Below are 12,996 nucleotides of genomic sequence, written 5' to 3' on the forward strand. Positions count from 1 at the left end.
CCCTCGAAAGCCATCTATAGACTCAAATATTTTTTTACCTTTTCCTCCAAAGCGGAACGGGCATTCTGGTCTACAAGATTGCCCTTTTTATCGACTAACCACATCGCCGGAATACTGCTTATCCCATGCTCCTGGGCCAGGCTGGTCTTCCAGCCTTTTCCGTCGAAAAATTGGGGCCAGGGCATTTCGTTTTTTGCCAGAAAGCTCTCAAGTTTCTTCTTATCACTGTCCATGGATATTCCAATGATCTCGAAGCCTTGTTTATGCAATTCATCGTAAGTCTTTTTAACACTTGGAATCTCGCGGACACAGGGTCCACACCAAGTGGCCCAGAAATCAATCAGGACCACTTTTCCCTTCATTTGAGAAAGATCCACTTCCCGGCCATCCACCGCGGTAAATTTCATATCCAAAGGTTTGCCCAAGGCTTCCCTCTTCTTGAGTTGCCCCTTGGCCTTTTCGATAATACGGGCAATCTTGGGGTCCGAATCATCCAATGCGGTAAGTTCCTTTAGAATTTTCAAACTTTTCTCACTGTCTGGGGTCATTTGTGCAACCGCAGAAAGCATGGCATAGGGCATAAATTCTTTGGGGTAATCCTTGGAGAGCAGGCGCCCCACCCTCTCCAGTTCAATAATTCCCTTATCTTGATCCTCTTTTAAAGCTGCTCTTACCTGTGTATCCAATTTTTTATAAACTTCTTCGAAAGCAGGTTTTTCGGAAAGCTTCGTATTGCCTTCATCTTTCGCAAGGGTTGAGTTAAATGGGAATACCCAAAAAATACCAGTTATTGTAAGTAATAATCTAAACTTCTTTGTTATCTTCATTCATGGACTTTAGTCGCTTGAAGTTGAAGATGCCAAGGGTTTATCCAAGGATTGGAAAATTATTATTTTATAAGATGCAGACTCAGTATCGCGTAAAATATATGAAGTTATACCCACAGACGATACCAAGGATTAGCCGTTTACAGAGTAATCCCTGGAAGCCTAAAAATGAGTATTATCTAGCAATGGAAGGATAGAACTATCCGTTCAATCCAGCCAAGGCCGCTTTTTTAACTATATTTTCAACTGAAATACCAAGTTCGGCCATTACGATGTCTCCAGGTGCGGAAATCCCAAAACGGTCAATTCCCACAACCACGCCATCCAAACCGACATACTTTCTCCAAATATCAGACACACCGGCTTCAACCGCGAGGCGGCTGCGGAATTTTTTCGGCAAAACGGATTCTCGGTATTCTGCATCCTGACGATCGAAGCGTTCCATGCAGGGCATGGAAACTACCCGGACTGTCGGCCCGAGTTTTTCTGCTGCTTCCAAGGCAAGGGACACTTCGCTTCCAGATGCCAAAATGATTAACTCCAATTCACCCTCTTCCTTACGAGCCACATAAGCTCCTTTAAGAACACCCTGACGACGCTCCGAAACCGGAATTTGAGAAAGATTGGGAACATTCTGACGAGTTAAAATGAGACCAGTTGGTCCGTCAATACGCTCGAGGGAAGCAAAGAATGCACCAGCTGTCTCCTCAGGATCAGCGGGACGAATAACATCAAGGTTAGGAATCAAACGCAGGCCACTGGTGGTTTCAACAGGTTGGTGTGTTGGTCCATCCTCTCCGACTGCAACCGAATCGTGTGTCCAGATGTGAAAAATAGGCAGATTTGCCAGCGCGGAAACCCGAACTGCACCACGCATATAATCCGCAAACACGGCAAATGTGGCACCGGATGGACGGAAAATACCATAGTATCCAATCCCATTGACAATCGCACCCATCGCATGTTCACGAATTCCAAAAAGGAGATTTCGACCCGCATTGTTGGTGCTCGAAAAATCGCCCATGTCTTTGAGGTAATTTTTGGTTGAACCGTGAAGATCAGCGGATCCGCTAATGAGCAATGGAAAAGCCTTGGCTAAATCATTAATAATCTGAGAACCTGCTGCACGGGTGGCCACCTTTGCATCTTCGGCAAATACTTGCACGCTATCGATTAAATTAGCCGGTAACTCGCGGGTTAGTCCGCTATTTAATAGGGCTGCTTTTTCAGGATTAGCGGATTGCCAAGCGGAAAAAGTTTGATCCCATGCCTGACGGTTTACTTTCCGTTGCTCCTTGAGAGAAGAAAAGTAGGAACGAACTTCCTCAGATACAAAGAATTTTTCTTCCGGGAGACCAAGGCCTTGTCGGGCGGAATCAGCAAATTTTGCTCCGCCTTCGCCGTGTCCGGCTGCGGTACCTGCCACTTCGGGAATACCCTTTCCGATAAGAGTTTTAACCTCAATAAAAGTCGGTTTGCCATTATTATTTGCCCGGGCCTGTGACAATGCATCGGCAATCGCATTCAGGTCATGTCCATCTTCCAGGCGAATTACATTAAATCCATAGGCTGCAAAACGATCGAGCACGCTCTCGCTTTGGCTCGCATCTGCCATTGCATCCAAAGTTACATCATTTGAATCATAAACTATTGTTAAATTATCCAGGCCAACATGGCCACCAAGAGAAGCCGCCTCTGCCGCGACCCCTTCCTGGAGACAACCATCTCCCACCAAGCAGACAACCTGATGGTTAATAATTTCATGCTCCGGTGTATTAAAATGAGCAGCCGCCATCTTACCGGCAATTGCAATACCCACTGCGTTTCCTACTCCCTGACCGAGCGGGCCAGTTGTGCATTCAACACCTGGAGTTTCTCCAAATTCAGGATGTCCGGGAGTCTTACTGTGAAGCTTGCGGAAATTCTTTACCTCCTGGAGAGAAAGATCGTAACCCGCCAAATGAAGCCAACCATAAAGGAACATACTTCCGTGACCGGCAGAGAGAACGAAGCGGTCGCGGTTTAACCATTCCGCATCCGAAGGATCGACCTGTAAATCATGCCCATAAAGAACTGCCCCCACTTCGGCAGCACCGAGAGGAAGTCCGAGGTGACCGGAACTGCATGCGTGAACGGCGTCGATTGCCAAGCCTCGGGCTTGATCTGCTGCTTGTTGAAGAATTTCTATATTTGGTAGTGCCATAGTAATTTTGTGCTTTAAATTAAAAGTACGGGAATTGAAAAGGAGTTACTGAAAAGTTTTATTTAGAGTAAACTATCACTCTTGGTAGATAACATCTTTTGTAGTCAATTCAACCATGTTTTCTCCTAGGCCCACCTCTACATGCTTGGACCATATAGTAACTACCCCGGTTTGATCATCTTTATCGATGCCAATGAGGAAATACTTATCATCCGGCGAGACATCATCCAATTCTCCATTACCGAAAGGGTCAGTTCTCGCTTTTCCCACTTTTGCCTGCAACAAGATTGACTTTACTCCAAGCGCAATTTCTGGATTTGCTGTAGAATCTTTTTCCGCATAAGCCCATAATTCAGCAACGGACTTCACCTCCCCCGCTAAGGCACTATCTAAATTCAAATCAGAAAGTAAATCCTGCAGATTACGGGTGGTTAAATAAAAATCGGAGGCCTGGGCCGGTCGTTCCTTACCCTGAGCAGTGGGAACAGAAGCTTTAAACTTCAATACCGATCGAGCAAGCTTGTTATACCGTTTTAGTGGATACCGACTTTCAGATTCCGCTATTGTAGGGGGCGGGGGCAGTGATAAAAAATCCGAATTTGCCAATTCTTCTTCCTGATGAGTTATCTTAGTGGCAAGAGGTGGGGAATATTCAGCAATCGGAGAATTCTCCCGATTGGTTTTCTGTTTAGCTTCCGATATTACCCTACTCAAATATTCAATTCTTTGTTCGGCACTCAAATGGTCATTACCCTCCAAGATAAAAGCTTGCAACTCATCATCCCCGGGACGTTGACTTTGCCTAGACTCCGATTCGAATAGTTTGGCCTCCAAGTCTCTGAGGCGATTTTCCAAACTCCTTACTTTGCTGGCTTCAATTGTTACGGGTTCTTTCGCCACATGCTTTTGCTTATGCGAAACGAAAACTGGCATCGGTCCAAGTCGAGGATTTAAGGATAGTTGTTCAAGAGTATAAAATTGAGGATTTCCCTTGTCCATGAAATCAAAAAGGGGAACATTTTTCGGATAAAAAAGAGGAATAGCAGTCTGCTTATTTTTAATCCGTACAATCATCGAACCATCCTCTTCGATATTGCGAATGGGACTTATCCAAGTAACTGAATCCATCACATCCAAATACGTTGGACTAATTAACTCTCTTGCCCCAACGCTTCCCTGAGCAAACAAAGAGGCAAAATATAATAATAACATTTTGTTGTAATATGTGTTCATAACAACATTCATATGCACTATTGATATTATTTTAGATGTTTGCAAAGTTTTTCTTCTTGCCCATCTTGCAAATTACTTTTTTTTCGGTAGTTTACACAAAATTTAGTTTTTAAACCGCTTTTGTCCATTCCCCAAGATCCCCCACCTCAATTATAACATGCATTCTATTTAGTATGCCTATCAAACAATTGCTAATATGTCAGACCATTCATCCTCAGAAATAATGATCGAGACACAAGGTCTCAGTAAATACTACGGCGACTTCATCGCGGTAGATGACTTAAATATTACCATTCGCGAAGGAGAGGTAGTCGCATTTCTCGGGCCAAACGGAGCGGGAAAGAGCACTACCATGAAAATGCTTACCGGATATTTAGCACCCTCCTTGGGAACGGCAAAGATTTGCGGGATGGAGGTTGCTCACAACAGAGAAAAAGTAGCAAATCGGATTGGTTATCTTCCAGAAAATGGCCCACTTTACGAGGAAATGACTCCCCTAAAATTACTGAATTTCTTTGCAGACGCTCGCAGTATAGATGCCAAAACAAAAGCGGTCAGAATTGAACAAGTGGTGGAACAGTGTGCGATTAGCACAGTTTTAAATAAACCAATCGGAAAACTTTCCCGAGGATTTCGGCAACGGGTCGGAATGGCGAATGTGCTCCTCCACGAACCCGATGTGTTGATTATGGATGAACCTACCGCAGGACTCGACCCAAACCAAGTTCTGGAAGTAAGAAAAACCATTAAAGACCTGGGCAAGACTATCCTGTTGTCTACTCACATCCTCCAAGAAGTTCCGGAAATGGCCGACCGTATCATTTTGATCGATCAGGGAAGATTAATTTTTGATGGTACTCCGAATGATTTAAAAGATGAATCCTCACTTGACTCCTGGTTCAATCGCCAAACTGCCTAAGACCTTACCTTTAACATTTTCCTGTTATGAATTCCCAAGCTATCTCCGCTGTATTTAAACGAAATCTTGCTTCCTATTTCGGAAGTCCAAGTGGGTATGTCTTTATTTGTGCATTCCTTTTGGCAAGTGGAATTGCTGCTTTTTGGTCGCAAGAATTCTTTGATTCCAATTTGGCGAATCTGGACCAGTTAAATCAATTCCTACCCCACATTCTCCTTGGTTTTATTCCCGCCATTACTATGAGTATCTGGGCGGATGAGCGAAGGCAGGGAACGGACGAACTTCTCTTAACTCTTCCAGGCAGCGACTTTGATGTGGTTCTAGGAAAGTATTTCGGTGCAGTTGCGATTTTTGCGATTTCCTTACTCTTTTCCCTGGTTGCGAATTATTTTGTACTTTCTCAGCTAGGAAATCCTGACTTTGGACTACTATTATCTACTTACATCGGCTACTTCTTTGTGGGTTTAAGCATGATTGCCATTGGGATGGTGGCTTCATTCCTAACGCCTAACCTAACGGTCGCTTTTGTACTGGGAGTTGCTTTTAACGCTCCACTCGCCCTTCTTCCCAATACCAACTGGGGACTATCTGCTAGCTTTTTAGATTTTAGCCGTGGAACTATCAGTATATCGGGTATTGTCTTTTTTGTTAGTCTATCCGTTGCCATGCTCTACCTTTGTTCGATTTTAATTGGTCGTAGGCACTGGGTGGGTAGCCCAACCGGCAAGACAAAAATATTTCATTACAGCACTCGAGTAGTTGCCTCCTTGGCAATAGCATATTCCCTAACCTTCATTTTTCGAAATAATGATATTATTAGGATTGATGCCACAGCGGAGCAATTAAGTAGTTTATCGCAAGGTTCAAAAGATTTACTGAAGGAGATTGAAGGACAGGTTGAGATTGATGCCTTTATATCTCCTGCCGATTCAATGCCTGAACAATATGTACAAACGCGTATTAATTTATTAACTGCATTGCGGGAAATTGAGCGTAATGGAAACCAGGTAATCGTTGATATTCACGAGATTACCGCAGAAGATAATGCTTCCACTACGGCAGAAAAATATGGGGTCGAAAATCAAAACGGCATAACTCCCCCTCTTTTTGTTCAGCAGGATGGCCGATTTATGCCTTGGCAAAAAGATTTATACCTGGGGCTTGTTTTTAAGGGAAGTGGGGGGCAGCAAACGATTCCTTTTGTCTACAAAGGACTGCCAGTGGAATACGAAATCATGCGCACTCTCAGTTCGGTCAGTGGTTCGAAAGCAAAGAAAAAACTGGGTGTATTTGCGACGGATGCTCCAATGATGGGAACCGCCGGTATGGGAATAATGGGCTTTAGTATGGGAGGCGGCACCCCTGCATGGGAAGTCGTGAGCGAACTTCGCAAACAATATGATGTCCAGGAAGTAACTGGTGGGGAAATTAAAAAGGGAGATTATGACGCCATTATGGTGGTCCAACCTTCCACCTTAGATAACGAAAAATTAGATGATCTTATCGCCGCAATCAAGGCAGGAGTTCCCACCGCCATATTCGAAGATCCACTTCCACTTATTCAGGGCAGTGTTACTGGTACTTACGAACCACGAAGAAATAATCAACAGGGAGGTGGACCAGGACAACCCCCTCCTCCAGCTCCTGAAAAAGGTGATTTATCCAAGCTGTGGAGCCTACTAGGAGTTCACTTTAACGTAAATCCGGCGGAGCGATTAGACGCGATCAAGAATGAACTTCTCCAACTACAGACAAGTGCAAACCGAAGTTTAGCCCCTGCAAGAGGGAGATTTACCGAGGTGGGAAGTTTTTTCACCAAGCTTAATGACTTGATCAAGAAAACTTCTGAGTACGAAGCTAGATTGAATGCGAATGCTCCCCTTTCCTCGAGCGATTGGTCGAGTCTTTCACTTACCAGTCTGAGGGATTCAATAAATGGATTGGATTCAGGTCACCCAATTCGTAATTTTATTGAGCAAAAGCTTCTCGATCCAGTGGATACTAAATTAAAAGGCTTAGAAAAAAGAATTTTGCGGGATCCCTATAATCCGACTCCCAAAATTCCCCGTTCTGATAATTTCCCAGACGAATTCATTTATGTCGGAGGAAAAGAGAATTCCTTCCTCGAGGGACCCGTGACCTCTGAACTTCAATATTGTTTATTTACTTGCCCAGGTTCGCTCTATGAAAACCCATCGAGTACGCTCACTTTTAAACCCTTACTTAAAACAAGGGGAGGAAGTCTTTCGGGAACAACCAGTCTCGATAATTTTTGGACCGGAGGAGTGTTTGGAACACCTCGACGTTTTAACCCAGACAGAACGCTATACTCTGGTTCCAACCTGTCCGAAACTATTGGTGCTTCCATTGGCGGTACAATCCAGGATGGAAATCAGACCAATCAAATTAATGTAATTTTGATCGCGGATATTGATGTGTTAGCGGATCCATTTTTCAATATCCGGAGCCGAGGTCCAGAATCGGACTTCCCTCTTGATGTAGACAATGTAACCTTGTCACTTAACTTAATCGATAGTTTAGCCAAGGAGGATCGTTTACTTGAGATCAGGAATCGCCGTCGCCTGCACCGTACATTACAGGAGTTTGAAAAAAGCATCGAGGAGGCACGTGAAGTTGCTACTCAAACTATTCAAAATGCAGAAAGTTCGATTCAAAAGATCCTTCAAGAAGAAAATCGGAAATTAAACGAAGCCCTTGCAGATGTTCAAAATAGCCAAAGTAATATGACACAGGGGCAATTCATGCAATTACTCCAAACTGAGGCCGCCAAGCTGCAAAAGAATTTGGCAAAAAGAGAACGAGAATTACGACAAGATACCAACACGAAAGTGAAAGCAGCAGAGCGTCAGCGAGATCGCGAAATTAAAGAGAAGCAAGAATTCATTCAACAAATGTCCGTATTCCTCCCTCCCATCCCCCTACTCATTGTTGCTTTAATTGTTTTTTCGAGGAAAAGAAAAGCTGAGATCGATGGAGCAGTTGATTCTCGATTACGATCTTAGTTCATTCCAATCAAATTTAAACTTATACAAAATTTAGACTCATGAACGAAAACACCAAGTCCATTGCCTTTATTGCGGTTACTGCTGCCTTTGTAGCACTCGCTATCTATACAACTCCGGAAAAAATTGACCCCACTAGTAAGGGGAGTCAAATGGGCCAAGCCCTTTTCGAAACTTTTGATACACGTTCCGCAACGGGGATTGAAATTGTTGAGATTGATGAAGAAAACCTGGAAGCAAAATCAATTGAAATAGCACAGACAGACAAAGGTTGGTGGATCCGCCGGCCACAAAAGCCCGATTATCCAGCAAACGCGGATAATCAAGTAAAAGATGTTTCAACAATTCTTTTGGACTTACGGATTCTTGATGTCGCTTCTGAAGGGGCGGGCGAACATGCCCAGTATGGTGTAGTCGATCCTAGCAAAGCAAATCCAGGCGACGCAGGTGTAGGAAAGAGCATCGCTTTGAAAAATAGCTCAGGTTCAAACCTTGCCCAGCTCATAATTGGCAATGAGGTAGAAGGACTTTCGAGGACAAGATATGTTCGGAAACCTCAAGAAAACACCGTCTACACAGCAGAAGTTCAAAATGCGAATGATGTTTCCACGAAATTTGTTGATTGGGTAGAAGAAGATTTTCTTGATTTGGATAAATGGAATATCAAACAAATTACACTTGATAACTATGAAGTTAATCTCGCACAAGGACAGTTAAACCGTTCGGGCAATCCACTTGTCCTCGATTATGATAGTTCTGAATGGAAATTAAGTGGTTCATCACTGACCGAAAAGGAGGAATTGGATAAGGAAAAATTGGATGCGCTTAAAGATGCACTTGATGACCTAAAAATTATCGATGTAGAAAAAAAGCCAGAAATCCTAGTCAACAATCTAAAAAAAGGGAACGAGTTCTTCAACAACTTGAAAGACCAAAAGAACCAAGCAGTAGTACAATCACTTCAACAAAAAGGATTTTATACGGTTGCAGTTCAAAACCCACAAGGTCAACAAGTCCCCAAAGTCGTTTCCAATAAAGGTGAAGTATTGGTGGGAATGAAGGACGGCGTGGAATATGTCCTGCGTTTTGGTGATATTTACCGCGGACCTGAGGAGGATGAAAATTCCACCGGCGACAGTCGATATATCTACGCTTTTGCTCGCGTAAATCCAAACTTACTTGATCCACTCGACCTTGAACCAGTACCCGAGGCATTAACAACCCCCCCTCCCCCATCCTCGCCTGATAACAACACATCGAGCCCCAAAGGAGAAAAAGGGGACACGGGTGAAAAAGGAAAAGAAAGTAATGCACCCAAAATCTCCCCTCCAGGTCCACCTCCTAATTTCGTACCTTCTTCCGCTCCCCCTTCTACTATTCCTCCCGCACCACCAGCAGCGGTAAAGAGTAAACCAGTACCCACTAGTAAAGAAGATAGTTCCATCCAAAAAGAACCGACCGAATTCACCAAGGAAAAAGCGGAACGTGATGCTCAAATAGCCGGAATTAATGCCTCTAATGCAAATAAACAAAGAGAGTTTAATGACAAACTTGCAAAGGCACAAAAGCGGGTAAATGAATTGAACCAAGACTTGGCGGGTTGGTATTATGTCATCTCTAACGACGTATATGAAAAGGTTCGTTTGGAAAGAAAAGATTTTGTAAAAATTAAGTCCGAGGATGCTGAAATGCCAGAAGAAGTTAAAGCATCTCATATTTTGATCTCATACAAGGGAGCTGATCGTGCAGATTCAAAAATCACTCGCTCGAAGGAAGAAGCTAAAACGGAAGCGGAGCGAATTCGTGGGCTTATTCTCAACGAAAAGAAGGGATTTGCCGAAATGGCTATAAAGTTTTCGGATGGGCCCAGTAAGTCCAAAGGGGGAGACTTAGGAAAATTTAAATTTGAGGTAATGGCGAAAGCATTTTCGGAAGCTGCATTTGCATTGGAGGTAGGTGCTGTATCAGAAGTGGTCGAAACTGGCTTTGGCTTTCATGTCATTAAACGGACAGAATAGTTAATCTATAAATAAAGCATTAATCCTCAGTACTTTCAGTGATTTTTCTTTCAACCGGTTGCTTTTGGTTGTAAGGATAATTGAATGGCATTTCCTTTCATCAAGTCCCAAAAGTCTCCCTTATGGAAAAGGATTCGCTCAGATGATTCAACCCGTCTACGCTTAAAGTACGACACCTACTACCATATTTTTGATAGGCAGGAAGGAACTCGGGTCTTTAAAGATGGCAAGGAATTCATCATGCTATCGAGCAATGATTACCTTGGCCTTTCGCACCATCCCAAAATTAAAGAGGCTGGAATTGAAGCAATTAAGAAATGGGGAAGTAGTACAACCGGAGCAAGACTTGCGAATGGCGGTCGGATTTTCCACCAGGAATTAGAAGAAAAACTAGCCGATTTTTTAGGAAAGGAAGCATGCCATGTGTATTCTGCAGGATATTTGGCCTGTGCATCTGCGATCACTGGTTTTGCAGAGCGAAAAGATCTTATTTTGGCGGACAAGAACCTCCATTCTTCGCTTTGGAGTGGTATCCAATTAAGTGGGGCTCGATGCGAACGATTTGCTCATAATAACCCATCCCATGCCGCTGAAATTTTAGGATATAAAGAAACTGACAATAATATCTTCGTTCTCGAGGGAGTTTACTCAATGGAAGGACATATTGCCAAACTACCAGAGTTCGTAAAAATTGCCCAAGAGTACAAAGCATTTGTCATTCTTGATGACGCCCATGGATTTGGAGTATTGGGGGAAAATGGTAGAGGAACTGCTAATCATTTTGGAATGACCGAACAGGTCGATGTACTATGTGCCAGTTTCTCAAAGTCACTCGCCGGAGCAGGTGGGTTTGTTGCGTCCACCAAAGAAGGGATTGATTATATGCGGAGCCATTCGAAACAAACTATTTTTTCTGCAGCTCTTTCCCCAGCATCCTGTGCTTGTGCTCAAGCGGCGCTCGAAATCATGCAAAATGAACCCGAGCATCAAGAACGATTATTCAAGAATTTAGAAAGATACCGGGGAATCCTTGCCAATTTAGAATTAGATACATGGGAGAGCGAAACCCCGGCAATCCCAATAGTTCTGGGAGAAAAAGAAAAGGTTTATTACTTTTGGAAAGCTCTACTTGAAAAAGGAATCTATGCAATTATTTCCATTGCTCCGGGAGTTCCCCCTGGCAAAGACTTAATTCGAACCGCAATTTCTGCATCCCATACCGAAGAAGATCTAGACCGTATCGAAGAAGCAATGACTTACGCGAAATCTAAGATTTAATTGAAGGTAATTTCTTTAGCCTTACAAGGATCAGAATAGCCTCAATCCATTTGCTCACATTGATGGACCAAGGTTTTACAATACCACGATAAAAATAGGTCCATGCATGCCTGTATTGATCAGAAACTGATTGATTTGAAATAATTAAACCCTGCCATCGATCCAGAAGGATTTGTGTATTTTTATCATTAAAAGTTTTTCTTCCCTCACTGGCACCCTTCACATGGAATACCAAGCTATCATGAACCACATAATTATCTAACCCTTTCTCGGTCATACGAAGGCACAAATCGACATCCTCACAACCATTTACGAAAACTTCATCGAAACCACCAATTGCAAGAAAGTTTTCTTTGACAGTAATACAACAAGCAGCTGTCACTGCACTCCATTGTTTGACTTTCCCCTTGAATGGACGATGAAAAAAACCTTGTCCATAATGCCTTGGGTTCCCTTGTGGTGTGAAAACAACTCCCATATGGTCATATCTTCTTGAATTTGTAAGTTGCTGAACATTCCCCACCATTCCGACCTTTTCATAGGTTTTAAAAACTTCAAGCATTGGTAAAAGCCAATTGCCCTGAACAAAGACATCGTTGTTTAAAAAACATAAATATTTCCCATGGGCTTGTTTGGCCGCGAAATTATTATTTTTGGCAAAGCCTTTATTAGTTTCGTTATAAAATATACGATAACGAGAGTCTAATGATCGAAGAAATTTTGGCGTTCCATCTTTGCTTGCATCATCAACAATCAAAACTTCATAAGAAATTTCACCTTTTAAAGTTTTATCTATTTCTAGCAGGCACCGCTTGGTGTGCTCCAATTGGCCATAAACTGAAATAACCAAACTTACTTCGATGCAATCTTTTGTCATAAGTTAATATTCTGTTCAATAACGGAACAAAATGAATGGGCTGTACTCTTTACATCAAATGCTTGCCTACTATGCTCTATCGCACGTTTTCTCATTAGTTGAAATGAGCCTGGTTCCTCCCAAAATTCTTCTAATAAAGAAGTCCAATTTTTGGTGTCTTTAGGATTTAATGAAAAACCTGAAACATCTTCAATAAACGCTTCAGATGCTCCGGCATTACAAGAAGCTAAAATTAAACACCCAGTTGACATTGCTTCCGGAATCACATTCGGTATGCCATCTCGATCGCCATTTTTTGCAACAACACCAGTAAAAAGAAAAATATCCGACTCCAGGAAAACCTTTCTCGTTTCTTTCTGAGACTTGCTCCCTACGAATAATACATGATCTGCGATTCCAAGACGATTTGTTTCCTTTACAAGAAACTTTTCCAACGGTCCGGAGCCAATAATTTGAAGGCGAAACGGTACCGCTCGTAATAAGAGTTCAACTGCAATTTTCAACTGATAAATGTAACCCTTTTTCTCAACTAATCGCCCTACACTTAATAATTCTAATCGAGATTCATTAACTAATTCAAAATTGGACCGAACGGGCCAATTTGCTAATCCTCTTCGA

General features: G+C 42.8%; 9 protein-coding genes. 4 read left to right on the forward strand and 5 right to left on the reverse strand.

Annotated elements, in window-relative coordinates; translation table 11 throughout:
* Positions 1–14 precede the first annotated feature (14 nt).
* From ACKPQ5_RS09585 to ACKPQ5_RS09595, 3 genes are all read right to left on the reverse strand, one after another.
* Positions 15–827 carry a TlpA family protein disulfide reductase gene (locus ACKPQ5_RS09585; RefSeq protein ID WP_407678885.1) on the reverse strand — a complete coding sequence of 271 codons (813 nt, stop codon included), beginning with the start codon at positions 825–827 and terminating at the stop codon, positions 15–17.
* Between the two features lie 199 nt (positions 828–1,026).
* Positions 1,027–3,030, reverse strand: coding sequence for a transketolase (tkt, locus tag ACKPQ5_RS09590; RefSeq protein WP_407678886.1), 2,004 nt, complete (start codon positions 3,028–3,030; stop codon positions 1,027–1,029).
* A 75-nt stretch (positions 3,031–3,105) separates the two neighbouring features.
* A complete protein-coding gene (locus ACKPQ5_RS09595; RefSeq protein WP_407678887.1) occupies positions 3,106–4,242 on the reverse strand; it encodes a hypothetical protein in 1,137 nt (378 codons plus the stop codon).
* A 217-nt stretch (positions 4,243–4,459) separates the two neighbouring features.
* On the opposite strand from ACKPQ5_RS09595, the gene ACKPQ5_RS09600 reads away from it, so the two are divergent.
* From ACKPQ5_RS09600 to ACKPQ5_RS09615, 4 genes are all read left to right on the forward strand, one after another.
* Positions 4,460–5,182, forward strand: a complete 723-nt coding sequence (locus ACKPQ5_RS09600; RefSeq protein WP_407678888.1) for an ABC transporter ATP-binding protein — start codon at positions 4,460–4,462, stop codon at positions 5,180–5,182.
* 26 nt (positions 5,183–5,208) lie between these two features.
* On the forward strand, positions 5,209–8,205 hold the full coding sequence (locus ACKPQ5_RS09605) for a DUF7088 domain-containing protein (RefSeq protein WP_407678889.1): 2,997 nt from the start codon (positions 5,209–5,211) through the stop codon (positions 8,203–8,205).
* Positions 8,206–8,246: 41 nt separating this feature from the next.
* Positions 8,247–10,223 carry a peptidylprolyl isomerase gene (locus ACKPQ5_RS09610; RefSeq protein WP_407678890.1) on the forward strand — a complete coding sequence of 659 codons (1,977 nt, stop codon included), beginning with the start codon at positions 8,247–8,249 and terminating at the stop codon, positions 10,221–10,223.
* Positions 10,224–10,307: 84 nt separating this feature from the next.
* On the forward strand, positions 10,308–11,501 hold the full coding sequence (locus tag ACKPQ5_RS09615) for an aminotransferase class I/II-fold pyridoxal phosphate-dependent enzyme (protein WP_407678891.1): 1,194 nt from the start codon (positions 10,308–10,310) through the stop codon (positions 11,499–11,501).
* Here ACKPQ5_RS09615 and ACKPQ5_RS09620 read toward each other — a convergent pair.
* Both ACKPQ5_RS09620 and ACKPQ5_RS09625 read right to left on the reverse strand, forming a co-directional pair.
* Positions 11,491–12,378, reverse strand: coding sequence for a glycosyltransferase family 2 protein (locus tag ACKPQ5_RS09620; RefSeq protein ID WP_407678892.1), 888 nt, complete (start codon positions 12,376–12,378; stop codon positions 11,491–11,493). The genes ACKPQ5_RS09615 and ACKPQ5_RS09620 overlap by 11 nt on opposite strands.
* Positions 12,375–12,996 (reverse strand): glycosyltransferase (locus ACKPQ5_RS09625; protein ID WP_407678893.1); only part of this gene is annotated, 622 nt, incomplete at its 5' end. The genes ACKPQ5_RS09620 and ACKPQ5_RS09625, both read right to left, overlap by 4 nt.

This window comes from Candidatus Seribacter sulfatis, from assembly GCF_964187635.1.
GTDB lineage: Bacteria > Verrucomicrobiota > Verrucomicrobiia > Opitutales > Seribacteraceae > Seribacter > Seribacter sulfatis.

Excerpts from the sequence above, each read along its gene's own strand:
- ACKPQ5_RS09585 (WP_407678885.1), bottom strand. The coding sequence starts at position 827 with ATGAAGATAACAAAGAAGTTTAGATTATTACTTACAATAACTGGTATT.
- tkt (WP_407678886.1), bottom strand. The coding sequence starts at position 3,030 with ATGGCACTACCAAATATAGAAATTCTTCAACAAGCAGCAGATCAAGCC.
- ACKPQ5_RS09595 (WP_407678887.1), bottom strand. The coding sequence starts at position 4,242 with ATGTTATTATTATATTTTGCCTCTTTGTTTGCTCAGGGAAGCGTTGGG.
- ACKPQ5_RS09600 (WP_407678888.1), top strand. The coding sequence starts at position 4,460 with ATGTCAGACCATTCATCCTCAGAAATAATGATCGAGACACAAGGTCTC.
- ACKPQ5_RS09605 (WP_407678889.1), top strand. The coding sequence starts at position 5,209 with ATGAATTCCCAAGCTATCTCCGCTGTATTTAAACGAAATCTTGCTTCC.
- ACKPQ5_RS09610 (WP_407678890.1), top strand. The coding sequence starts at position 8,247 with ATGAACGAAAACACCAAGTCCATTGCCTTTATTGCGGTTACTGCTGCC.
- ACKPQ5_RS09615 (WP_407678891.1), top strand. The coding sequence starts at position 10,308 with ATGGCATTTCCTTTCATCAAGTCCCAAAAGTCTCCCTTATGGAAAAGG.
- ACKPQ5_RS09620 (WP_407678892.1), bottom strand. The coding sequence starts at position 12,378 with ATGACAAAAGATTGCATCGAAGTAAGTTTGGTTATTTCAGTTTATGGC.